General features: G+C 70.5%; 17 protein-coding genes and 1 tRNA gene. 7 read left to right on the top strand and 11 right to left on the bottom strand.

Annotated features, from left to right (window positions below):
* Window positions 1-234 precede the first annotated feature (234 nt).
* A complete protein-coding gene (locus tag ACGFRF_RS19220) occupies window positions 235-786 on the bottom strand; it encodes a GNAT family N-acetyltransferase (protein ID WP_393741350.1) in 552 nt (183 codons plus the stop codon).
* Window positions 787-973: 187 nt separating this feature from the next.
* Here ACGFRF_RS19220 and ACGFRF_RS19215 point away from each other — a divergent pair, with 187 nt between their 5' ends.
* Both ACGFRF_RS19215 and ACGFRF_RS19210 read left to right on the top strand, forming a co-directional pair.
* Window positions 974-2,335, top strand: coding sequence for a pyridoxal phosphate-dependent decarboxylase family protein (locus ACGFRF_RS19215; RefSeq protein WP_393741348.1), 1,362 nt, complete (start codon window positions 974-976; stop codon window positions 2,333-2,335).
* On the top strand, window positions 2,332-3,744 hold the full coding sequence (locus ACGFRF_RS19210; protein ID WP_393741346.1) for a lysine N(6)-hydroxylase/L-ornithine N(5)-oxygenase family protein: 1,413 nt from the start codon (window positions 2,332-2,334) through the stop codon (window positions 3,742-3,744). Before ACGFRF_RS19215 ends, ACGFRF_RS19210 begins: the two co-directional genes overlap by 4 nt.
* A gap of 31 nt (window positions 3,745-3,775) precedes the next feature.
* On the opposite strand, the gene ACGFRF_RS19205 is transcribed toward ACGFRF_RS19210, so the two are convergent.
* Complete coding sequence (locus tag ACGFRF_RS19205) at window positions 3,776-5,581, bottom strand: bifunctional metallophosphatase/5'-nucleotidase (protein WP_393741344.1); 1,806 nt, start codon at window positions 5,579-5,581, stop codon at window positions 3,776-3,778.
* Window positions 5,582-5,804: 223 nt separating this feature from the next.
* Here ACGFRF_RS19205 and pyk point away from each other — a divergent pair, with 223 nt between their 5' ends.
* Window positions 5,805-7,241 (top strand): pyruvate kinase, encoded by a 1,437-nt coding sequence (gene pyk, locus ACGFRF_RS19200; protein WP_393741342.1) that lies wholly within the window; start codon window positions 5,805-5,807, stop codon window positions 7,239-7,241.
* A gap of 188 nt (window positions 7,242-7,429) precedes the next feature.
* On the opposite strand, the gene ACGFRF_RS19195 is transcribed toward pyk, so the two are convergent.
* Window positions 7,430-7,502: transfer RNA gene (locus tag ACGFRF_RS19195), tRNA-Leu, on the bottom strand.
* Between the two features lie 102 nt (window positions 7,503-7,604).
* Here ACGFRF_RS19195 and ACGFRF_RS19190 point away from each other — a divergent pair.
* A complete protein-coding gene (locus ACGFRF_RS19190) occupies window positions 7,605-8,261 on the top strand; it encodes an ANTAR domain-containing response regulator (protein ID WP_393741340.1) in 657 nt (218 codons plus the stop codon).
* Between the two features lie 64 nt (window positions 8,262-8,325).
* Here ACGFRF_RS19190 and ACGFRF_RS19185 read toward each other — a convergent pair whose 3' ends face one another.
* From ACGFRF_RS19185 to ACGFRF_RS19155, 7 genes are all read right to left on the bottom strand, one after another.
* The gene (locus ACGFRF_RS19185) at window positions 8,326-9,042 is read right to left on the bottom strand and encodes an ABC transporter ATP-binding protein (RefSeq protein WP_393741339.1); all 717 of its coding nucleotides are present in this window, start codon (window positions 9,040-9,042) and stop codon (window positions 8,326-8,328) included.
* A complete protein-coding gene (locus ACGFRF_RS19180; protein ID WP_393741337.1) occupies window positions 9,039-9,947 on the bottom strand; it encodes an ABC transporter ATP-binding protein in 909 nt (302 codons plus the stop codon). Before ACGFRF_RS19180 ends, ACGFRF_RS19185 begins: the two co-directional genes overlap by 4 nt.
* 6 nt (window positions 9,948-9,953) lie before the next feature.
* Window positions 9,954-11,735 carry a branched-chain amino acid ABC transporter permease gene (locus ACGFRF_RS19175; RefSeq protein WP_393741335.1) on the bottom strand — a complete coding sequence of 594 codons (1,782 nt, stop codon included), beginning with the start codon at window positions 11,733-11,735 and terminating at the stop codon, window positions 9,954-9,956.
* A gap of 5 nt (window positions 11,736-11,740) precedes the next feature.
* Window positions 11,741-12,679 (bottom strand): branched-chain amino acid ABC transporter permease, encoded by a 939-nt coding sequence (locus tag ACGFRF_RS19170; RefSeq protein WP_393741333.1) that lies wholly within the window; start codon window positions 12,677-12,679, stop codon window positions 11,741-11,743.
* Between the two features lie 108 nt (window positions 12,680-12,787).
* Window positions 12,788-14,011 (bottom strand): branched-chain amino acid ABC transporter substrate-binding protein, encoded by a 1,224-nt coding sequence (locus ACGFRF_RS19165; protein ID WP_393741331.1) that lies wholly within the window; start codon window positions 14,009-14,011, stop codon window positions 12,788-12,790.
* A 663-nt stretch (window positions 14,012-14,674) separates the two neighbouring features.
* The gene (locus ACGFRF_RS19160; protein ID WP_393741330.1) at window positions 14,675-15,166 is read right to left on the bottom strand and encodes a hotdog fold thioesterase; all 492 of its coding nucleotides are present in this window, start codon (window positions 15,164-15,166) and stop codon (window positions 14,675-14,677) included.
* 48 nt (window positions 15,167-15,214) lie between these two features.
* The gene (locus ACGFRF_RS19155; RefSeq protein WP_393741328.1) at window positions 15,215-17,566 is read right to left on the bottom strand and encodes an FdhF/YdeP family oxidoreductase; all 2,352 of its coding nucleotides are present in this window, start codon (window positions 17,564-17,566) and stop codon (window positions 15,215-15,217) included.
* Between the two features lie 216 nt (window positions 17,567-17,782).
* On the opposite strand from ACGFRF_RS19155, the gene polA reads away from it, so the two are divergent.
* Window positions 17,783-20,509, top strand: coding sequence for a DNA polymerase I (gene polA / locus ACGFRF_RS19150; protein ID WP_393741326.1), 2,727 nt, complete (start codon window positions 17,783-17,785; stop codon window positions 20,507-20,509).
* 212 nt (window positions 20,510-20,721) lie between these two features.
* On the top strand, window positions 20,722-21,153 hold the full coding sequence (locus tag ACGFRF_RS19145; RefSeq protein WP_393741324.1) for a hypothetical protein: 432 nt from the start codon (window positions 20,722-20,724) through the stop codon (window positions 21,151-21,153).
* Here the strand turns inward: ACGFRF_RS19145 and ACGFRF_RS19140 are convergent.
* Entirely contained in the window at window positions 21,053-21,931 is an 879-nt protein-coding gene (locus ACGFRF_RS19140) for a DUF4184 family protein (protein ID WP_393741322.1), read from the bottom strand. The two genes, ACGFRF_RS19145 and ACGFRF_RS19140, sit on opposite strands and share 101 nt — an antisense overlap.
* 314 nt (window positions 21,932-22,245) lie before the next feature.
* On the opposite strand from ACGFRF_RS19140, the gene ACGFRF_RS19135 reads away from it, so the two are divergent.
* Window positions 22,246-23,985, top strand: a complete 1,740-nt coding sequence (locus ACGFRF_RS19135) for a lytic transglycosylase domain-containing protein (protein ID WP_393741320.1) — start codon at window positions 22,246-22,248, stop codon at window positions 23,983-23,985.
* Window positions 23,986-24,132: the final 147 nt, after the last annotated feature.

Here is a 24,132-nt window from a genome sequence, read left to right as displayed (position 1 = left end):
GCCCGAGTCGGCCCTCTACGGGCCGTAGTACCGCCCGACCGCCCGAGTCGGCCTTGGGCGGGCCGGTGCTGCCGCCTACCCGAACCGGCCCCGGGCGCGCCGTAATACCGCCCCGCCACTCGATTCGGGCTTAGCGGGCCGTAGTACCGCCCGCCGCCCGAACCGGCCTCAGGCGGGCCGGTGCTGCCGTCCCCCGAACCGGCCCTGGGCGGGCCGTAGTGCCGGTCGGTGTCGTCACCAGGCCTCGGCGGGTCGCAGTGTCGCCCGCCGTAGGGATCCGTCGCGCGGGTTCGGTCGGCGGTCGGCGTCGGCGGGGCGGGGCGCGGCGTCGGAGGTCAGGGTGAAGCCGAGCCTGCGCAGGAAGGCTTCGCCGGAACGCCAGCCGGGCGGGACCGTGGCCGTCACCACCGAGGCGCCCTCGGCGCGGGCCAGCAGGGAGGCGGCCACGGCCCGGCCGAGGCCCCGCCCGCGCGCCCAGGGCGCCAGCAGGAACAGGCCCACCGCCACCGCCCCGGGCTCCGGATGGTTCCGCACGGCGTCCACCACGCCCGCCACCACCCCGTCCCGCTCCACGACCAGCAGCACCTTGTCGTCCGGGTCAGCGCCCTCCGGCAGCGCGTAGAACAGGCTCTGCACATCACCCGGCCCCGACGGCAGCCCCGTCGCCGCCACGAACCAGTCCTCGCACTCGTCGAACAGCGTGAGCAGCGGCCCCTCGTCCGCCGGGCCGAGTTCGCGCACCAGCACCCGCTCACCGGGCACGTCGATCATCCACGCGTCAACCACCCGACCGACGTTAGCGCGCACGGCCACCTCCCAACGCGTTTTCCCCCCACGGCCGTACCCACTTTCGGGTACTGATCGCCGGGCTTCCGGGACGCGCGGCCCTCTTTCCGTACAAGCTGGGAGTCCCCGGACAGAAACGTCCGTGCAGCAGCCTCCGAACACCGTCCTCGCGCCCCGGAGGAAAGCCATGAGCACGCCGCCTCCTCTCGCCTCAGGCCCCGACGGCGCCGACGCCCTGCGGCCGCTCCTGGGCACCGTTCTCGACGCGCTCGCGGCCGGTGGCCGGGCGCGCGGCGGACCGCTGCCCGCCGGCGGGCCGGAGGCCGTCGCCGCGCGCGTCGCCGACGCCGTCGGGGACGCTCTGCCGGACGACGGCGACCCCGAGGCCCTGCGGACCCTCGTGCACACCCTCGCCGAGGGCGCCGCCGACCCCGCCGACCCCCTGTGCGCGGCCCATCTGCACTGCCCGCCGCTCGCCGTGGCCGTCGCCGCCGACCTGGCCGCGAGCGCCCTCAACCCCTCCCTGGACTCCTGGGACCAGGCCCCGGCCGCCTCCGCCCTGGAAGCCGCGGTCACCCGTGCCCTCGCCCACGCGGCCGGTCTCGCCGACGCGCTCGTCACCACCGGCGGCACCGAGTCCAACCAACTCGCCCTGCTGCTCGCCCGCGAGGCGCACGGCGGCAGCGTCCAACTGGTCTGCGGTGCCAACGCCCACCACTCGCTGCCGCGCGCCGCCTGGCTGCTCGGCCTGCCCGACCCGGTCGTCGTCCCGGCACCGCACGGCACCCTCGACCCGGCCGCCCTGCACGAGGCGCTCACCGCGCTGTCCGGCCCCCTGCTGGTCGCCGCCACCGCCGGCACCACCGACGCCGGCCTCATCGACCCGCTGCCCGAGATCGCCGGGCTGTGCACCGCCCACGGTGCCCGTCTGCACATCGACGCCGCCTACGGCGGAGGCCTCCTCTTCAGCGACCGGCACCGCGACAAGCTCGCCGGACTGGAAACCGCCCACACCGTCACCCTCGACCTGCACAAGCTCGGCTGGCAGCCGGCCGCCGCGGGCCTCCTCGCCGTCGCCCGCCCCCGTGAACTCGCCGCACTCCACCAGCGCGCCGACTACCTGAACGCCGACGACGACACCGAGGCCGGATTCCCCGACCTGCTCGGCCGCTCCCTGCGCACCACCCGCCGCCCCGACATCCTCAAGACCGCGGTCACGCTGAAGACCCTCGGCCGCAGCGGACTCGGCACCCTGGTCGACCAGGTGTGCGCCCGCGCCCGTGAGTTCGCCGCGCTCGTCCAGGAGCACCCGGGCTTCGAGCTGTACGACCGGCCGGTCATCAGCACGGTCCTGTTCCGGCCCGCCGAGGCCGCCGACGACGCCGTGGCCGCCGTACGCCGCAGGCTGCTCCACGAGGGCCGGGCCGTCCTCGGCCGCGCCCGGCTCGACGGCCGCCTCTGGCTCAAGGCCACCCTCCTCAACCCCCACAGCCGGCCCGACGAACTGGCCCAGCTCCTGAAACTCGTAGAAGGAACGACCCCCGAATGACCATCCCCCCACGCCACGAGCCCACATCCCCCCGCGATCTGGTCGGCATCGGCATCGGACCGTGCAACCTCTCGCTCGCCGCCCTCGCCCACCCGCTCGCCGAACTCGACGCCGTCTTCTACGAGCAGCGTCCCGGCTTCGACTGGCACCCGGGCCTGCTCATCGACGGCGCCACCATCCAAGTGCCCTTCCTCGCCGATCTGGTGACCCTCGCCGACCCCACCAGCCCCTGGAGCTTCCTGAACTACCTCAGGACCCGCGAGCGGCTCTTCCCCTTCTACTTCGCCGAGCGCTTCCAGATCCACCGCGCCGAGTACGACGCCTACTGCCGCTGGGTCGCCCAGAGCCTGCCCGGGCTGCGCTTCCGCCACCAGGTCGACGCCGTCCGCTGGAACCCCGAACGGGATGTGTTCGAGGTCGACTTCACCCAGCTCGACGCCGACGGCGAGGCCGAGGCCCTGGGCCGCACCCACACCCGCAACATCGTCCTCGGGGTCGGCACCGTGCCCCATGTGCCCGACCCCCTCAAGCCCCTGGTGGACACGCCCGCTGTGCCCGTCCTGCACGCCGCCGACTACCTCGCCCACCGCGACACCGTCCTCGCCGCCGAGCACGTCACCGTCGTCGGCTCCGGACAGTCCGGCGCCGAGATCTTCCTCGACCTGCTGCGCCACCGCCCGGTGGGCCGCGAGAAGCTGCACTGGATCGGCCGTACCGAGGCGTTCGCGCCGATGGAGTACTCCAAGCTCGGCCTGGAGCACTTCACGCCCGACTACACCCGCTACTTCCACGCCCTCGCCGAGCCGGTCCGCGACCGGCTGGTCGCCGCCCAGTGGCAGCTGCACAAGGGCATCGACGCCGGCACGCTCGCCGCCATCCACGACGAGCTGTACCGGCGCGCCCTGTACGGTGGCTGGCCCGACGCCGTCCTCACCCCGGGCGTCCGGGTCCGCACGGCCGGCCGGATCGCCACGACCAAGGTCGAACTGCATCTGGAGCATCTCCAGCAGGGCAGCCGCTCGCGGCTCACCACCGACGCGGTCGTCCTCGCCACCGGCTACCGCGAGCGCCCCCTCGGCCGCATCCTCGCCGGACTCGACCCCTATCTGCGCCGCGACAGCAGCGAACGCCCCCGTGTCGACGACGAGTTCCGGCTCGTCCTCGATCCCTCGGTCACCGGCTCGGTGTACGTCCAGAACGCCGAGCTGCACACCCACGGCGTCGGCGCCCCCGACCTCGGCCTCGCCGCCTGGCGCAGCGCCACCATCCTCAACTCGCTCACCGGGAAGGACCCGTACCCGCTGCCGGCCCGGACGGCCTTCACCACCTTCGGACTCGAGCAGGCCCAGCCCCGGGTGCCGCAGACACGGCCGGCGAAGGGGCTGACCCCACTCGTCGAGGGCAGGTGACGAGCGAGGCCAGGCCCGATCCACGGCGGCCCTAGAACACCGGCGTGCCGTTCCGGGTGAGCTTCCAGTCCACGGACGCGAAGTCCTTCGGGTCCAGGACGCCCTTCGCGGTGACCCACTCCGCGATCCTGGTGCGGATCTCCGTCGACTCCGACCACAGCTCCTTGGCCGTGGCGACGTGCGGGAAGGCACCGCCGCCGTTGGCCCGATAGTTGTTCACCGCCAGCACGAACTGCTGGGCGTCGTCCAGCGCGGCCCCGCCGAAGGTCAGGTTCTTGATGCGCGACCCGGCCGGCTGGGCGATGTCGATGTCGTACGACAGACCCGAGACGTAGTCGTAGTTGTAGTCCGGGCGGCCGCCGGCGTTGGTCAGCTTCTCGACGTCGACCGTGGCGTCCGCGGCCGTCTGGACGTAGTACTCCGCCGAGTACTCCAGGTACGCGCGCACCTGAGCGCCCGTCAGCAGCTTGGCGACCAGCGTGTTGTCGTACACGTACAGGCTCGACAGGTCCCGGATCGTCACCTCGCCGGCCGGGATCTCGGAGGTCCGGGAGAACGGCGAGGCCTGGGCGATCACCGGCAGCGAGGCGTACTCGGTGCCCGCGAGCGCCGTCTTGACCACGTCCTCCTGGACCTTGGTGATCAGGTCGATGATCGGGGCGTCCTTGTACCGTGCCTCGACCGTGGTCAGCGTCTCGGTCGCCCGGCCCACCACCTGGTTGACGTACGCGACGACCTTCTGGTGCTCGTCGGTCAGCAGCTTGGTGATCTTCGGGTCGTCGGCGACCGTGTTGGAGTTGCGCAGCGAGGCGGAGACCGACTCCACCTCCCACTTCCCCTTGCTGAACACCAGCTCGATGTCGAAGAGGGAGAGCCGTTCGGCGTAGCACAGCGGCTCGGAGAGCACGACGGTCCTGCCGGTCTGCTCGTTGACGACCTTCAGCTCCGGGATCTCCACGTGCGCGTGGCCGACCAGGATCGCGTCGATGCCGGGTACCTTCTTGGCCACGTCCGCCGCCGCGTTCTCCACGTACGGCACCTGGTCGCCGTACGACGACGTGCCCGAGGTGCCCGAGTGCGCGGAGACCACGACCACGTCCGCGCCCAGCGACCTGAGCCTCGGCACCCACTTCGCGGCCTGCTCCTCCAGGCCCTCGAACTTGAGTTTGCCCTGCACATAGGCCTTGTCCCAGATGGCGATGCCCGGGTTGGTCAGGCCGAGGACGGCGACCTTGACCGGCTTGGCGCCGGGCACGTGGAACGTCTTGATGAAGTAGGGCGGGAAGGCCGGCCTGAGCGTCTTGGCGTCGACCGCGTTGGCGCCGAGCAGCGGGAAGTCCAGCTGGTCCTCGAACCGGCGCAGGGTCTCGATGCCGTAGTTGAACTCGTGGTTCCCGAGCGCCGCCGCGTCGTACCCGATCGCGTTCATCGCCTGCGCCATCGGGTGCACCGGGCCACCCTTGGCGGTGATCGGGTCGACCTTGGCGTAGTAGTACGTCAGCGGGGTGCCCTGGATGGTGTCACCGGCGTCCAGCAGGAGTGTGTTGCGGCGGCCCTTCTCCTCGCGCACCTGGTCCACCAGGGTGGAGATCCGGGCCAGGCCCATCGCGTTGCCGGCCTTGTCGGAGTACTCCGCGTCCTTGAAGTAGTCCCAGTTGAAGACGTGACCGTGCAGGTCGGTGGTGCCCATGACCGTCAGGGAGTACCGCTTCACGGGATGTCCCGGCTTCCTTTGCTCCGCCGCCTCGGCCGCCGGAGTCGCCGCCGCACCGGCGATCGCCACTCCCGCCCCGGTGGCAGCGGACTTCTTCAGGAACTTCCGGCGGTTCAACGGCATCTCTGGGTCTCCTCGGGTGGTCGAACGACGCGCGTAGATTCTGGCCTGAACATGACCCGTGGCAACAGGTCCGGAAGGTTGCGATCTGATGACCCCATGGAAAATCGCTCATAGGAGCGGGCCGTCGCACAATTCAACACTTGTCAAATCCCTTTACCCAGAGTGCGTTGAGTAGTCATACAGCGCCGATTCTCTACCCGCGGGTAAGGCATAGGCTCGACCCATGCGCCGAGCAAAGATCGTCTGTACATTGGGGCCCGCCACCGACTCGTACGACCAGATCAAGGCACTGGTCGAGGCCGGAATGGACGTCGCCCGCTTCAATCTCAGCCACGGCACTCACGCCGAACACGAGGAGCGTTATCAGCGCGTGCGTAAGGCGGCCGACGAAACCGGCCGTAGCGTCGGAATCCTCGCCGACCTTCAAGGCCCGAAGATCCGGCTCGGCCGCTTCGTCGAAGGGCCGGTACTCCTTGAACGCGGCGACACCTTCACCATCACCGTGGAGGAGGGCGTCGAGGGCGACCGCCACCAGTGCGGCACCACGTACGCCGGTCTCGCCGCCGACGTCACCCCCGGCGAGCGCGTCCTCGTGGACGACGGCAAGGTGTGCCTGGAAGTGACCGCCGTCGACGGACCCCGGGTCCGCACCCGAGTGGTCGAGGGCGGCGTGATCTCCGACCACAAGTGCCTGAACCTCCCCGGCGTCGCCGTCTCCGTCCCCGCCCTCTCGAAGAAGGACGAGGACGACCTGCGCTGGGCGCTGCGCACCGGGTTCGACGTCATCGCCCTCTCCTTCGTCCGCAGCGGCAGGGACATCCAGGACGTCCACCGCATCATGGACGACGAGGGCCGCCGCCTGCCGGTGATCGCCAAGGTCGAGAAGCCGCAGGCGGTCCAGAACATCGACGACATCGTGGCCGCCTTCGACGGCATCATGGTCGCCCGCGGCGACCTGGGCGTGGAGATGCCGCTGGAGCAGGTTCCGATCGTCCAGAAGCGTGCCGTCAAGCTCGCCCGGCGCAACGCCAAGCCGGTCATCGTCGCCACCCAGATGCTGGACTCGATGGTCGACAACTCCCGCCCGACCCGCGCCGAGGCCTCCGACGTGGCCAACGCGGTCCTCGACGGCACGGACGCGGTGATGCTCTCCGGCGAGACCAGCGTCGGCAAGCACCCGATCGAGACCGTGCGCACCATGGCGAAGATCGTCGCGGCGGCCGAGGAGGACATGCTGGCGGGCGGCCTGCCGCCGCTGACCGAGCGGAACAAGCCGCGCACCCAGGGCGGCGCGGTCGCCCGCGCCGCCGCCGAGATGGGCGACTTCCTCGGCGCGAAGTTCCTGGTGGCGTTCACCCAGTCGGGAGACACGGCCCGCCGGCTCTCCCGCTACCGCTCGCCGATCCCGCTGCTCGCCTTCACCCCCGAGCCGGCCACCCGCTCCCAGCTCAGCCTCACCTGGGGCGCCGAGACCTTCCTCGGTCCGCACGTGGACTCCACGGACGCCATGGTCGACCAGGTGGACGAGCTGCTGCTGAAATACGGCCGCTGCCGGAAGGGTGACGTCGTGGTGATCACGGCCGGCTCCCCGCCCGGCGTCTCCGGCTCGACCAACATGGTCCGCGTCCACCACATCGGCGAGGACGACAGTCCGAAGTGACGGGACGGGGCCTTGCTCGGGGCGCCCTTCTCAGTGCTGGGGGCCGACGTGGGCGTCGACAAGAGCCACCGGGGCCCTCTTGGCGACGGGCACGTGGTGAAGGAGTGCGGCGACACGCGGCAAAAAGTGGATGTTCACGAAACCATGAACGTCCACTTTTTGAGGTCACCTTCGTTTCCTAGGAAAAGTACCCCGGGTCGGATTCGAACCGACGCTGGATGGTGTTTGAGACCATTGCCTCTACCGCTGGGCTACCGGGGCTCCCTTGAAAAGCAAGGTCGACGGGCACCCGCCGTGACCCCACCTTACCGTAGCTGGGTAGGCTCTTGTCAGCAGTACCCCTGCCCTGAACGAGGAGCCCCCGTGACCGCCGAGTCGCCCCAGCCCGTAGACGCGCCCGACGACGACAAGTCGCACGTGCCTCCGCTGACGACCCGTGTCGTCATCGCCGAGGACGAGGCACTGATCCGGCTCGACCTCAAAGAGATGCTCGAGGAGGAGGGGTACACCGTCGTCGGTGAGGCCGGGGACGGTGAGCAGGCCGTCGAGCTGGCTCGCGAGCACAAGCCGGACCTGGTCATCCTGGACGTGAAGATGCCCAAGCTCGACGGCATCTCCGCGGCCGAGAAGATCGCCGAGGAGTCCATCGCGCCGGTCCTGATGCTCACCGCCTTCTCGCAGCGCGACCTCGTCGAGCGGGCCCGGGACGCGGGTGCCATGGCCTACCTGGTGAAGCCGTTCAGCAAGAGCGACGTCGTCCCGGCCATCGAGATGGCCGTCTCCCGCTTCACCGAGCTGAAGCAGCTGGAGCAGGAGGTCGCCGACCTCACCCAGCGGCTGGAGACCCGCAAGCTGGTCGACCGGGCGAAGTCCATCCTGCAGACCGAGTACGGCCTGACCGAGCCGGCCGCCTTCCGCTGGATCCAGAAGACCTCCATGGACCGCCGCATGTCGATGCAGCAGGTCGCCGAGGCGGTCATCGCGGACAACGAGGAGAAGAAGGCCGCGAAGAAGAGCTGAACGCGCCTGTCCACGACGAGGCCCGCGCCCCGGAAAGGGGGCGCGGGCCTCGTCGTGGTCCCGGTCAGTCCTCGCCGAGGTACGCCTTGCGCACGGACTCGTCGTGCAGCAGGTCCTGGCCGGTGCCGGACAGGACGATGTTGCCGACCTCCATGACATGACCCTGGTCGGCCAGCGAGAGTGCCGCCTGAGCGTTCTGTTCGACCAGCAGGATGGTGGTGCCCTGGGCCTTCAGCTCGGCGATCGTCGACATGATCTTCTGCATCATGATCGGCGACAGGCCCATGGAGGGCTCGTCCAGCATCAGCAGCTTGGGCTGGGACATCAGCGCCCTGCCCATCGCCAGCATCTGCTGCTCACCGCCCGAGAGGGTGCCCGCGGCCTGCTTCCTGCGCTCCCCGAGGATGGGGAAGAGGTCGTAGGCGCGCTGGATGTCCTTCTCGATGCCGTCCTTGTCCTTGCGGAGGAAGGCGCCGAGCTGGAGGTTCTCGGCGATGGTCAGGCGCGGGAAGATGTGCCGGCCCTCGGGGGAGTGGGCGAGCCCGAGGGAGACGATCTTGTGCGCCGGGACGCCGGCGAGCGGCTTGCCGTCGAAGACGATCTTCCCGGAGGTGGGCTTCAGCAGGCCCGAGAGCGTGCGCAGCGTCGTCGTCTTGCCGGCGCCGTTGGTGCCGATCAGGGTGACGACCTGGCCGGCCTCGACGCTGAACGAGATGCCCTTGACGGCCTCGATCTTGCCGTAGGCGACCCTGAGGTCCTCGACCTCCAGCAGTGCGGTCACTGGGCCTCTCCCTTGGTGGTGCTGGTGCTCTCCTCGCCGGTGCTCTCCGCGTCGCCGGTGCTCTCCGCGTCGCCGGTGCTCTCCGCAGCGGCGGTTTCCGCGGCCTCGGCCTCGGCGGCCTCCGCCTCCCCGGGGTCGCCCTCGAAGGGCTCGCCGAGATAGGCGGCGACGACCCGCTCGTCGGCCTGGACGACCTCGGAGGTGCCCTCGACGAGCTTCTCGCCCTGGACGAGGACCGCGACGCGGTCGCAGAGGTTGAAGATGAAGCGCATGTCGTGCTCGATGACGAGCACGGCGATGCCCCTGTCCCGGATGGCGAAGACCAGTTCCTCGGTGGTCCGGGTCTCCTGCGGGTTCATACCGGCCGTCGGCTCGTCGAGCAGCAGCAGACCCGGCTCGCTCGCCAGCGCCCGGGCGATCTCCAGCTTGCGCTGCTCGCCGTAGGGCAGGTTGCGCGCGAGGTGGTCGCGCTTGGCGGCGAGGCCGACGAACTCCAGGAGTTCCATGGCCTTCGCCTCGGACTCCTTCTCGGCCTTGCGGAAACCGGGGCCGCGCAGCAGCGCCGACCACAGGCCCTCCTTGGTCCGCGTGTGGCGGCCCACGAGGACGTTCTCCAGCACGGTCATGTTGGCGAAGAGCCGGATGTTCTGGAACGTACGGGCGATGCCCGCCTGCGTCACCAGGTGCGGCTTGGGCGGCAACACCCGGCCCTGGTACGCGACCGTGCCCTCGGTGGGGATGTACAGACCGGTGAGGCAGTTGAAGAACGTGGTCTTGCCGGCGCCGTTCGGGCCGATCAGGCCGACGATCTCGCCGCTGTTGACCGTGAAGTCGACCGAGCGGACGGCGGTCAGTCCGCCGAAGCGCATCGTGACGTCGCGGGCTTCGAGTACAGGTGTCGTCATGGTTCCTTACGCCCCTGCCTTGGTGGCGGCCGGTTCGTCGGTCAGCGTCTTCTGTTCCGGTACGTCGAGTTGGCCGGTCTCGTGGAACTCCAGCTGGCGGCGGCGGTTGGCGATGATGCCCTCCGGCCGGAACCGCATCAGCAGGATCAGCGCGATACCGAAGGCGAACAGCTCGTAGTTCTGCAGGAACTGCAGCTTCTCGGGGACCAGGTAGAGGACGCTCGCGCCGAGCAGCGGGCCGCTGACGGTGCCCATGCCGCCGAGGACGACGGCGGCGAGCAGGAAGGCCGAGTTGGGCGGGGCGGCACCGGCGAACTGGTACGGCTGCGGGTTGACGCTGTAGTTGACGTGGGCCATCACGGTGCCGGCGAGACCCGCGAGGGAGGCGCCGAGGGCGAAGGCGATCAGCTTGACCCGGAAGCCGTTGATGCCCATGGCGGTGGCGGCGGTCTCGTCCTCGCGGATGGCGATCCAGGAGCGGCCGATACGGGAGTCGGCGGCGCGGGTGAAGACGAGCACGACGATGGCCGTGACGATGAGCATCAGGAACAGGTAGTTGGCGAACCGGCCCAGGGTGAACCCGCCGATGTCGTGCGCCTCGCCCAGGTTGAACCCGAGGATGTTCAGGTCCGGGATCTGGGTGATGCCGTTGGGTCCGCGGGTGATGTTCGGTCCGGAGTCGCCGTCGAGGTTGTTGACGGTGATACGGAAGATCTCACCGAAGCCGAGGGTGACGATGGCCAGGTAGTCGCCGCGCAGCCGCAGGGTCGGCGCGCCGATGAGCACACCGAAGACCAGTGCTGCGGCCATGCCGGTGAGGGCGGCGGCCCAGAACGGGAAGTGCACACCGGAGAACCGGGAGTACTCCGAGCCGGAGACCAGCGCGGCCGCGTAGGCGCCGACGCCGAGGAAGGCGACGTAACCGAGGTCGAGCAGGCCGGTGAGGCCGACGACGATGTTCAGGCCGAGGGCGACGGTGGCGAAGATCAGGATGTTCACGCCGACGTTGGCGTTGTGGTCGTCGCTCTGGGTGAAGGGGAAGATCACGGCGGCGACGAAGGCGAGCGTCGAGGCGAAGGCCTTGTGCTGTGCCGAGATGGTCGTGTAGCGGTCGACGAGGCCGGTGTGGACCAGCGCCCAGGCGGCGAAGATGACGAGGAGCAGGAAACCGATGAAGGTCTCGCTCTCCTCGTTGTCGATGCCGATGCCGTAGGTGAAGGCCACCAGGGCGATCGCGGTGCCGGCGGTGATGATGCCGCGCTCGGCGAGCGGGTTCAGCTTGCCGGGGCGGGGCTGCTGGGGCTTGGTGAGGTAGCCGCGGACGCCGGTGCCCGGAGCGGGGTGCGGCAGCGCGAGGGCGCCGACGACGGGAAGCGCGGAGGCCACCATCGCCACGTAGGCGCCGGGGTCGAGGTTGACCAGGCCGCCGAGGTCGACCGCGATGGCGATGCCGGTGAACCAGCAGACGGCGAATGCCGACAGGGCCGCCAGGAGCACGGGCGAGGTGGCGTCGGCGGGGTTCAGCCGGCGCAGCCCCTTCACGTCCCACAGGGTGAGTGCGAACAGCAGGGTGAGGGCGCCGGCCACGAGGGCGAGGATCTGCAGGCCCGCCGGGTAGCCGTAGACGGTCAGGTCGCCGGGGAACTCGGGCGTCCAGGTCCAGCTGAGGAAGGTGCTGGCGATGGTGCCGACGGCGCCGACGGCGACGAGCAGCCGCGCGGCGGACCGCGGGAGCGGGACGGGTCCGTGCTCGGGTGCGGCGGTGGTCTTGGCGGTGGTCTCGGTCATGCTGCTCACGCCCTGTCCGCGACGCGTTCGCCGAGCAGGCCCTGTGGTCTGAACAGGAGGACGAGGATGAGGAGGACGAAGGCCCACACGGCGGCCCAGCCGCCGCCGCCGAGCTGCTGCATGCCGGGGATGTCGGCGATGTAGGCGGTGGCCATGGCCTCGGCCAGGCCGAGGACGAGGCCGCCGACCATGGCGCCGTAGATGTTGCCGATGCCGCCGAGGACGGCCGCGGTGAACGCCTTCAGACCGGCGATGAAGCCCATGTCGTAGGAGACCGAGCCGTACTTGAGGCCGTAGGAGACGCCCGCGACAGCCGCGAAGAAGCCGCCGATGGCGAAGGCGATGACGATGATGCGGTTGGTGTCGATGCCCATCAGCTGGGCGGTGTCCGGGTCCTGGGCGGTGGCCTGCATGGCGCGGCCGGTGCGGGAGAGCCGGACGAAGAAGGCGAGGACGGCCATGCACACCGGGGCGGCGATGATCAGGAAGACGTCACCGCTCTGCACGGTCACGGAGCCCAGGTGCAGCGGGCCGAACGGCAACTGCGGGAAGACCCGGGCGGACTTGGCGTCGCCGCCGTAGTTGTACCAGTTGAAGACCGCCTGCTGCAGGGCGAGTGACAGGCCGATCGCGGTGATCAACGGCGCCAGGCGTGGTGCGCCGCGCAGCGGACGGTAGGCGAAGCGCTCGGCGCCGACGGCGATGAGCACAGCGACCAGTGCGCCGCCGATGAGCATCGCCGGCAGGGCTATCCACATGGATATGCCGTCCGGCAGGGCGAGGTAGACCGTGAGCGCGCCGAAGCCTCCGGTCATGAAGATCTCGCCGTGGGCGAAGTTGATGAGCTGGACGATGCCGTACACCATCGTGTAGCCGATGGCGATCAGCCCGTACATCGAGCCGAGGAACAGCCCGTTGGCCAGCTGCTGCGGCAGGGTGTTCACCGCATGGCCTCCATGTGGTGGGGAGAGTCAAGGGGGGCGGTAGAAAGCGGGCCGCGCGGTGACGGTGGTCTGCGCCGCGCGGCCCTGGTGGTGCGAGGGGTTCGGTGGTTACTTCGGGTTGGCGGTGCCGCTCTTGACGGACTTCCACTCACCGTTGGTGACCTGGTAGACGGTCAGCTGCTTGTTCGTGGTGTCGCCGTACTCGTCGAACGAGATCTTGCCGGAGATGCCGTCGAAGGAGCTGTTCTGCACGGCCTCGACGACCTTGGCGCGGCCGTCGGAGGGAACCTTGCCGTCCTTCACGACCTGGCCGACGGCCTTGATGATCGCCGTGGTGGCGTCGTAGGCGTACGAGCCGTAAGTGCCGTAGTCACCGGGGTACTTCTTGGCCTTGTAGGTGGCCACGAACTCCTTGGCGGCGGGCAGGGTGTCGACCGGGACGCCGATGGAGGTCACCAGGTCGCCCTCGGCCGCCTTGCCGGCGGTCTTGATGAAGGTCGGGGTGAACATGCCGTCGCCGCCGAACAGCGGGATCTTGGCCCCGGCGTCCTTGAGCTGCTTGGTCAGCACCTGGGACTCGTCGTACTGGCCGCCGTAGTAGAGGATGTCGGCGCCCGAGTTCTTGATCTTGGTGACGAGGGTGGAGAAGTCACGGTCACCGGTGTTGACGTGGTCCGTGCCGATGACCTTGCCGCCCTGCTTGGCGAACTGCTCCTTGAAGATCTTGGAGAGGCCCGCGCCGTAGGTCTGCTTGTCGTCGACGACGAAGGCCTTCTTCTTCTTGAGGCCGTTGTAGGCGTAGTCGGCGGCGAAGGCGCCCTGGAGGGCGTCGGTGGTGGCGGTGCGGAAGTAGGACTTGAACGGGCGGGACTTGCTGGTCTGCCAGTTCTTGCCCTGGGTCAGCTCGGGCGCGGTGTTGGAGGGGGAGATCTCCACCAGGTTGGCCGCGGCGAGCGTCTGCTGCATCTGCGTGGCCACACCCGAGTTGAGCGGGCCGACGACACCGAGGACGTCCTTGTCGGCGACGAACTGGGAGGCGTTCTGCTGGCCGGTGGCGGGAATCGCCTTGTCGTCCAGCGCCTTGATCTTGAAGGTGACGCCCGGGACGGTCTTGTTCTTGTTGGCGTCGTCCACGGCGATCTGCGCGCCGTACTGGATGCCGAGACCCGTGGCGGAGTTCTGGCCGGTCAGCGGGGCGTCAACGCCGATCGTGACCGTCACGTTGCCGCTGTCGCCGTCTTTGCTGTCGTCGTCGCGGGAGCCGCAGGCGGTGAGGGTCAGAGCTCCGGTGGTCAGCACGGAGGTAAGAATCACCAGAGAACGCTGTCGCACAATCGATCCTTTCCGCAGGCACGGTCGCCCCCTTCGGGGTACGACGGGTGCCGCGCCGGTACCGAACTCCCGATGGAGCGGTGACTGGCCGTGACTCTAAGCGTGTGTGGGGAACGTGGAGGAGAGCTTGACCAAGGCTGTGACGCTCTTGTTATGACACGAGGTAATGCAGAGCGGTACAGCGTGGGGGGAAAACAGGAATTCAGGCCGATTCGCCCCGTCCACATTGTGAGAACCCGCAGGACTCACCGTGATCGGTTCAGGTGTCTCCGGGGTTTTGGTGATTACGCAACTCTGTTGCTGCAGGCGACTTCCGGGGATGCGGAGAGGCGCTGTGCGCGGTGCGCGTCACGGGGGAAACGGCGAATGCGTATTGCGTGCGCATTACGCAGAGTTACGTCTGAGGAAATGGACTCGGCGACTTCGGTCGCTTTTCGGTATTTCGTCGCGGGAGGCCTGCGGCCATCCCGGGGGGCCGGGCCTGCCTCTGTCCGGAAGGGGCGCCCGGCGTCGCGGCGCCCGGTGTCTGCCACCTGGCGCGGCCCCGGCCGTGGGCCTGACGGACCGTCAACTCACCGGGTCCGGGTGGGCTTCGAGGGCGGCTTCGTGGTCCACACCGCGCGGCCATGCCCGGCGGGGCTCGACGGCCCCGCCGGGAAACGGTCAGACGCCCGTGCCGCGAGCGTGCGCCTCGTCGCCCGGCTTGGCGTCCCGCAGCAGGCAGGTCAGCCGGGCGGTGCACACCCGGCGGCCCTCCTCGTCGCTGATCACGATCTCGTACGTCGCAGTCGACCGGCCCCGGTGCACGGGCGTGGCCACGCCGGTCACCATGCCCGAGCGGACGCCGCGGTGGTGGGTGCAGTTCAGGTCCACGCCGACGGCGATCTTCGAGCTGCCGCCGTGCAGCATGGAGCCGACCGAGCCGAGCGTCTCCGCCAGTACCGCGGACGCGCCGCCGTGCAGCAGGCCGTACGGCTGGGTGTTGCCCTCCACCGGCATGGTCGCCACGATCTTCTCCGCCGAGGCCTCCAGGATCTGCACACCCATGCGCGTGCCGAGGTGGCCGGCCGAGAACAGGGCGGGCAGGTCGACACCGAGCGCTGCGTACTCGTCGATGATCTCCTGCGGGAACTTCACTCGCTGCTGCTCGCCCATCGGTCCGGCTCCGTTCGTCGTACGCCTGTCTGGCGGCTGAGCAAACGCTCAGTCGGTCGCCGATTGTTCCAGACGGCTCTCCGCCCGGTCCTCGGCGCGGCCCTTCCCGTGACCCTCCACGGGGAACTCGACGTGGTCCTCGAGACGTACGACGACGGACTTGCTGGCCGGGGTGTTGCTGGTGTCGGCTGTGGCGTCCAGAGGGACGAGCACGTTCGTCTCGGGGTAGTACGCCGCCGCGCAGCCCCGGGCCGTCGGATAGAGCACGACCCGGAAACCGGGCGCCCGCCGCTCCACCCCGTCCTTCCACTCGCTCACCAGATCCACGTACGACCCCTCGGCGACCCCGAGCCGGCGCGCGTCCTCGGGGTTCACCAGCACCACCCGGCGCCCGCCCGTGATGCCCCGGTACCGGTCGTCGAGCCCGTAGATCGTGGTGTTGTACTGGTCGTGCGAGCGCAGCGTCTGCAGCAGCAGCCGGCCTTCGGGCAGTTCCGGGTACTCCACCGGCGCCGCCGTGAAGTTCGCCTTGCCGGTGGCGGTCGGGAAGCGGCGCTCGTCGCGCGGGGCGTGCGGCAGCGCGAAGCCGCCGGGGCGGGCCACGCGCGCGTTGAAGTCCTCGAAACCGGGGATCACGCGCGCGATGCGGTCACGGATCGTCGCGTAGTCCTTCTCGAACTCCGCCCACGGCACGACGCTGTTCTCGCCGAGCACCCGGCGCGCCAGGCCGCAGATGATGGCCGGCTCGGACTTCAGCCGCGGGCTCGCCGGCGCGAGCCGCCCCCGCGAGGCGTGCACCATGCCCATGGAGTCCTCGACCGTCACGAACTGCTCGCCGCCGCTCTGCAGATCGCGTTCCGTCCGCCCCAGCGTGGGCAGGATCAGCGCCCGCGCGCCGGTGACGACGTGCGAGCGGTTGAGCTTGGTCGACACATGCACGGTCAGCCGCGCGCGCCGCATCGCCGCCTCGGTCACCTCGGTGTCGGGGGACGCGGAGACGAAGTTGCCGCCCATCGCGAAGAACACCTTCGCCTCGCCGTCGCGCAGCGCGCGGATGGCCCGTACGACGTCCAAGCCGTGCTCGCGCGGCGGGGCGAACCCGAACTCCTTCTCCAGCGCGTCCAGGAAGGCCGGCGCGGGCCGTTCGAAGATGCCCATCGTGCGGTCGCCCTGCACATTGGAATGGCCGCGCACCGGGCACACGCCCGCGCCCGGACGGCCGATGTTGCCGCGCAGCAGAAGGAAGTTGACCACCTCGCGGATGGTCGGCACCGCGTGCTTGTGCTGCGTGAGCCCCATCGCCCAGCAGACGATGGTCCGCTCCGAGGCGAGCACCATCCGCAGGGCTTCCTCGATCTCCTCCTGGGAGAGACCGGTCGCGGTCAGCGTCTCGTCCCAGTCGGCGGCACGCGCGGCCGCGGCGAACTCCTCGAACCCATGGGTGTGTTCGCGTACGAACTCCTCGTCGACCGCGCCGTCCGTCTCCAGGATCAGCCGGTTGAGGAGCCGGAAGAGCGCCTGGTCGCCGCCGATGCGGATCTGCAGGAACAGATCGGTGAGGGCGGAGCCCTTGAGGAGACCCTGCGGGGTCTGCGGGTTCTTGAAGCGCTCCAGGCCCGCCTCGGGCAGCGGGTTGACGCTGATGATCCGCGCGCCGTTCGCCTTGGCCTTCTCCAGCGCGGAGAGCATGCGCGGGTGGTTCGTCCCCGGGTTCTGCCCGGCGACGATGATCAGGTCAGCCCGGTACAGGTCCTCCAGCAGGACGCTGCCCTTCCCGATGCCGATGGTCTCGGACAGCGCCGAGCCCGACGACTCGTGGCACATGTTCGAGCAGTCCGGCAGGTTGTTCGTGCCCAGTTCGCGCGCGAACAGCTGGTACAGGAACGCCGCCTCGTTGCTGGTGCGGCCCGAGGTGTAGAAGACGGCCTCGTCGGGGGAGCCGAGGGCGGCGATCTCCTCGGCGATGATGTCGAAGGCGCGCTCCCAGTCGACCGGCTCGTAGTGCTCTCCCCCTTCGGGGAGATACATGGGGTGCGTGAGCCGCCCCTGCTGGCCCAACCAGTAGCCGCTCCTGGTGGCCAGGTCCGCGACGGAGTGCGCGGCGAAGAACTCCGGCGTGACCCGGCGCAGCGTGGCCTCCTCCGCCACCGCCTTCGCGCCGTTCTCGCAGAACTCCGCCGTGTGCCGGTGGTCCGGCTCGGGCCAGGCACAGCCCGGGCAGTCGAAGCCGTCCTTCTGGTTCACCCGCAGCAGGGTCAGCGCGGTGCGCTTCACACCCATCTGCTGCCGGGCTATGCGCAGGGTGTGGCCGATGGCCGGCAGTCCCGCGGCCGCGTGCTCCGGCTCCGCGACCTGCGGCGCGTCCTGAACCGGATCACCCTTGGGCGGCTTCGTCGCCATCGCACGGTCCCCTTCGACTGCGTGTGAGAAGTACGACGACGATCCTCCCACGGGCCACTGACAACGGTTCCGGGTGGGCGGACCGGAAGCGGGAGCGGTGTTCTGCGCCGGTCCATCGACGCTCCGCCACGGCGAGTGACCGACGGGCAACCCTGCGCACCTCGGGAGGGAACCGCCCGGGCCGGACTGTCAGTGCGGCGTGGCAGGATCGGGGACGTGGCAGAGACAGCATCGAAGCAGACCGACAAGACCCCCGGCGGCAGCCGTCCCCGGCTGATGCTCATGGACGGGCACTCGCTGGCCTACCGCGCGTTCTTCGCGCTGCCCGCGGAGAACTTCACGACCGCGACCGGCCAGCCGACGAACGCGATCTACGGCTTCGCGTCGATGCTGGCCAACACCCTGCGTGACGAGGCGCCCACCCACTTCGCGGTGGCCTTCGACGTCTCCCGCAAGACCTGGCGCTCCGAGCAGTTCACGGAGTACAAGGCGAACCGCTCCAAGACCCCCGACGAGTTCAAGGGCCAGGTGGAGCTCATCGGCGAGCTGCTCGACGCGATGCACGCGCAGCGCTTCGCCGTGGACGGCTTCGAGGCGGACGACGTCATCGCCACGCTCGCCACCCAGGCCGAGGCCGAGGGCTTCGAGGTGCTGATCGTCACCGGCGACCGCGACTCCTTCCAGCTGGTCACCGAGCACACCACCGTGCTCTACCCGACGAAGGGCGTCTCGGAGCTGACCCGGTTCACCCCGGAGAAGGTTTTCGAGAAGTACGGATTGACGCCCGCGCAGTACCCGGACTTCGCGGCCCTGCGCGGCGACCCCTCCGACAACCTCCCCGGCATCCCCGGCGTCGGCGAGAAGACCGCCGCGAAGTGGATCAACCAGTTCGGCTCGTTCGCGGAGCTGGTCGAGCGCGTCGAGGAGGTCAAGGGCAAGGCCGGGCAGAACCTGCGCGACCACCTGGAGTCGGTCAAGCTCAACCGCGTCCTCACCGAGCTGGAGCGGCAGGTCGAGCTGCCGAGGACGGTCGCCGACCTGGAGCGGGCCCCGTACGACCGCAAGGCCGTCGCGATGATCCTGGACACCCTGGAGATCCGCAACCCGTCCCTGCGCGAGCGCCTCTTCGCCGTCGACCCCGGCGGCGAGGAGGCCGAAGCCACCCCGATCGCGACCGACGGCGTGGAACTGGACGGCAAGATCCTCGCCACCGGCGAGCTGGCCCCCTGGCTCGCCGAGCACGGCACGGAGACCCTGGGCGTCGCCACCGTCGACACCTGGGCGCTGGGCGCCGGCTCGGTCGCCGAGGTGGCCCTCGCCGCGGCCGGGGGAGCGGCCGCCTGGTTCGACCCCGCCGAGCTGGACGAGGCCGACGAGAACGCGTTCACGGCCTGGCTGGCCGACGCCGGCCGCCCCAAGGTGTTCCACAACGCCAAGGGCGCCATGCGCGTCTTCGCCGAGCACGGCTGGAGCGTCGAGGGCGTGCGTATGGACACCGCGCTCGCCGCCTACCTGGTCAAGCCGGGCCGCCGCTCCTTCGATCTGGACGCACTGTCCCTGGAGTACCTGCACCGCGAGCTGGCTCCCGCCGCCGCGGCCGACGGCCAGCTCGCCTTCGGCACGGACGACGGCGCCGAGGCCGAGGCCCTGATGATCCAGGCCCGCGCCGTCCTCGACCTGGGCGAGGCCTTCGAGGGCCGCCTCCAGGAAGTGGGCGCGGCCGACCTGCTCCGGGACATGGAGCTGCCCACCTCCGCCCTGCTCGCCCGCATGGAGCGCCACGGCATCGCGGCCGACCGCGCGCACCTCGAGGCGATGGAGCAGATGTTCGCGGGTGCGGTGCAGCAGGCCGTGAAGGAGGCGCACGCTGCCGCCGGACACGAGTTCAACCTGGGCTCGCCCAAGCAGCTCCAGGAGGTCCTCTTCGGCGAGCTGGCCCTGCCCAAGACCAAGAAGACCAAGACCGGCTACACCACCGACGCCGACGCCCTGGCCTGGCTGGCCACCCAGACCGACAACGAACTGCCGGTGATCATGCTCCGGCACCGTGAGCAGGCGAAGCTGCGCGTCACCGTCGAGGGCCTGATCAAGACCATCGCGGGCGACGGCCGTATCCACACCACCTTCAACCAGACGGTGGCCGCGACCGGCCGCCTGTCCTCCACGGACCCGAACCTGCAGAACATCCCGGTCCGCACGGACGAGGGCCGGGCGATCCGCCGCGGATTCGTCGTCGGCGAGGGCTTCGAGTCCCTGATGACGGCGGACTACAGCCAGATCGAGCTGCGTGTGATGGCCCACCTCTCCGAGGACGAGGGCCTGATCCAGGCGTTCACGTCCGGCGAGGACCTGCACACCACGGCGGCCGCGCAGGTGTTCTCCGTCGACCCCTCGGCGGTGGACGCGGAGATGCGCCGCAAGATCAAGGCGATGTCGTACGGCCTGGCGTACGGCCTGTCGGCGTTCGGCCTGTCCCAGCAGCTGAACATCGAGGCGGCGGAGGCGCGCGCCCTGATGGACGCGTACTTCGAGCGCTTCGGCGGCGTCCGGGACTACCTGCGCCGAGCGGTCGACGAGGCACGGGCGACGGGCTACACGGCGACGCTGTTCGGGCGCCGCCGCTACCTGCCCGACCTCAACAGCGACAACCGCCAGCGCCGCGAGGCGGCCGAGCGCATGGCCCTCAACGCGCCCATCCAGGGCACGGCGGCGGACATCGTCAAGATCGCCATGCTGAAGGTGGACAGCGCGCTGCGGGAGGCCGGCCTCAAGTCCCGCATGCTCCTGCAGGTCCACGACGAAATCGTCCTGGAGATCGCCCCGGGCGAGCGGACCGCCGCGGAGCAGATCGTCCGCCGCGAAATGGCCAACGCCGTCCAGCTCCGCGCCCCCCTGGACGTCTCGGTCGGCGTAGGCCCCGACTGGGAATCCGCAGCCCATTAGCCGGCGGTGCCAACCTGGGGCGCTGGGGCGGCGGGGCGTCGACGTCGCCCACCCCCCGGCGCCCCTACTACGGCACGCCCAGCCCACACCCCACCCACCAGCACAACGCCCCGACCCCCAGGTAGCAAAGACGGCCGAACCCCCGGAGGGACGTCACTCTCGTGGCCCCCGCCAAAACGCCCCCCACCCCCCACGGCCGCAAGACTGCGGGCATGGGTATACGCATGCTTCACCGCCGGACGCCCGAGGCAGTCACCCGGGCCTGGGCGGACACCGCCTCGGCGCAGGCCATGCCCGCCTCGCCGGTCCCGGCCCTCGCGGCCGACGCAAGCACCGCCCGCATCCCGGCCGACCTGGCCGCGACCGCACGCAGGACCGCCACCGGCTTCCGGCGCAGACTCGCCGGCCTGACCGCCCGCGCGGACCACGCCCCGGACTGGCGCCCATGGGCCGACCTGGCCCGCGGCTATCTCGCCCTCGCGCTCACCCTGATCCCGAGATCGCGCCGCCCCCGGCCCACGCTCACGGTCTTCGTCGCGTCGCTCACCGAGAGACCGGCCGCCGCCGGCCCGCACCGACCGTCCCACCGGGACTCCCCGCAGCCTCAGGGCCGCCCGGAACCGGGCCCGGACGCCACACCCTGACCCCGACCGCGTACAGCAGCAGCCCCAGGACCACCCCGGTGCCCACCCCGAAGCACAGGGTGGGCACCAGCTCCCACGGCCGCGCCGGCGCACCCTGGTGCTCCCACCACCGCGCCGCCCGCTGCACCGCCCCGGCCGACGCACAGCCGCCGATCACCGCCAGCGCCCCCCACCGGTCCCGCACGGACAGCTCCGGCACCCCCGTCGGCTCCCCGCCGGGCGCCCGCCGCAACGCTCGTACCAGGACGACCGCGATCACCACGGCAGCGGCCACGGACGAGCCGTACTGCAGCCACGAGTACAGCGGCATGCCCGCCGGCCGGTCCCGCCCGATGGCCGGAATCAGCCGCGTCCCCCACCGGTCGTGGTGGGTGAACGCGTCCCACACCACATGGGTGAGCGCGCCCAGCACCGCGGAGACGTACCACCACACCACCGAAGCGGCCCGCACGCGCGCGCGTGGCGTACCGCAGCGCAGCAGACCGGCCGGCCTGCCCTGCCGGGCCCGTGGCAGCAGCGCGACCAACGGCTCCCGCACGAGCAGCCACAGTCCGGCGAGCGCCCAGGTGATGAGCACGTCCACGGTGGCGACCCCGGCGAACGAGTGGGTGACCGCGCCGAATTCCATGGCGCCCGGCACAAGACTCGCCGCATAGAAGGTCAGATCGGGTGCGAAGGAGCCGGCGACGAGCAGCGCGGGCACCAGCCGGCCCCGGCCGGTCCCGTCGTGGCGGATCGCGGGCAGCACGGCCGCCGCGTGGCTGAGCGTGAACGGCAAGAGGGCCCCCTCGTACGGTCGTCGGCCGTGACACCGGCACCGGTGATCGGGCCCGTCCAGTATGCGGGACCGCTGTCCGGCGCCGACGACGACGATAGTCGGCCAACAGGTGAAAACCGGGCGCGCACAGTGCCCACGCAAAGCAAGTTGTCGTAGGGTCACCTGCGTCGCCGTGCCGGGCGCACGGTCGAACGCACGTCGCACACATGGAAAGGCGGAACAGGGGCAACCACAGCACCGGGTCGACCGTCACACCAGAGCGAGGAAGACAGACGGAGACGGACGCAACGGCGTCCAGGGGAGGGGTTCACTCTATGGCGGCGCATTTCGGCAGGCGGCTGCGCAAGGGAGCGGCGACCACCGCCGTGGCCGCGGCAGCGGTCGCGGCTCTTTCCGCGTCCCAGGCTCCCGGAGTGACCGGCGAGGACCACGGGGGACCGACAGCGGCCGGCGCCTCCACGCCCGTACCCGACACGGCCTCCGGCGGCGTCGCCACCGGCAACTCGCCCTACTACACGGACCTACCACCGCTGAACAGCCCCAGCCCCAGCCCCAGTTCCTCACCGGACATCGGCACCCCCGTCTCCCGGGGTGAGGCCGAGGCCGGCATCCCCGCGACGGTTCTCGACGCCTACAAGAAGGCCGAGGCCGAACTGCGCGCCTCCAAGCCGGGCTGCAATCTGCCCTGGCAACTGCTCGCCGCGATCGGCAAGGTCGAGTCGGGGCAGGCGCGCGGCGGGCGGGTCGACGCAGCCGGCACCACGCTGGGCCGGATCCTCGGCCCGCAGCTCGACGGCAACGGCTTCGCGCTCATCCCGGACACCGACCACGGCGCGTACGACGGCAACAGCACGTACGACCAGGCCGTCGGCCCCATGCAGTTCATCCCCTCCACCTGGGCCTGGGCGGGCCGTGACGGCAACGGCGACGGCGCGAAGGACCCGAACAACGTCTACGACGCCGCCCTCGCGGCCGGCCACTACCTGTGCCGCAACAACTGGGACATGTCCAGTGAGGCCGGACTGCACCGTGCGATCCTCAGCTACAACAACTCGCAGGACTACCTGAACCTGGTCCTGAACTGGCTGCACTACTACCGCAAGGGCACCCACTCCGTGCCCGACGGAACCGGCCAGGTGCCGCAGCACCGCAGCGACGACAGCACCCCGCACGGCAAGTCCCCGAAGCCCTCGCACCCGCCGAGGACCGAGCCGGCCCCCAAGCCGGACCCGAAGCCCCAGCAGCCCGGCGGCGGCAACGAGGGGAGCCCCCGCCCGAATCCGCCGAAGTCGCCCGTCCCGCCGACGTCCCCGCAGACCCCCACCGACACGGTGGACCACCTGGAGGACGCGGGCACGCCCAAGCTCACCGCGATGGCCGGCGACGCCTTCACCGAGCGGATCGGCACCCGCGCCGAGACCAAGGCCGGCAAGTCCGTCGGCAAGGTCAGGATCAGGTTCACCATCACCGGGGACACCGACGCCACCTTCACCGGCGGCGAGACCGTGGCCACCGTCGCCACGGACGCCAAGGGCGTCGCTCTCGCCCCGGCGCTCCAGGCGGGCGAGAAGACCGGCGACTTCAAGGTCACCACGGCCGTCGTGGGCCGTTCGGTCAAGGGCGTCGACTACACGGCCACCGTCACCGCGCGCGCCGCCGACACCCTGGCCCGCACCAGCGACACCGCGCTGACCTGCACCCCGGGCGGCGAGTTCGCCGACCAGGTCCAGCTGAAGGCGACGTACAAGGGCGCCGTCGCGGACAAGGTCGAGGCCACCGCCACCCTCGTCAAGTCCGCGACCGACGCCACCGAGAACGACAAGGGCCCCTACTTCAAGGACGCCGACGGCAAGCCCCTGCGTACCCTCACCGGCCTCCAGACGGACGACAAGGGCCTGCTCACGCTGCCGAAGCTGTACGCGGACGACACCACCGGCACCTTCCTGCTCCGCATCACCACCACGGGCGGCGCGACGCTCACCGTGGAGTTGACGGTGGCGGCCCCCGCCGACCCCTCGGAGAGCCCGTCCCCGAGCCCGTCCGCCTCTTCCTGAGGCCGCACGACTCCAGGGCGCCCTCACCGCTCCGGCGGGGAGGGCGCCCTCGTGCGTGCGTGCACCGCTGTTCTCCTCACGACGGCCCGCTGCCCCGGTGCCCGACCTGACGAACCGTCAGGAAGCAGTCGGGCCGCGCTTTCCCTC

The sequence above is a fragment of the Streptomyces sp. NPDC048521 genome, assembly GCF_043199855.1.
Classification (GTDB): domain Bacteria; phylum Actinomycetota; class Actinomycetes; order Streptomycetales; family Streptomycetaceae; genus Streptomyces.
This window is presented reverse-complemented; position numbering and strand designations above follow the sequence as displayed.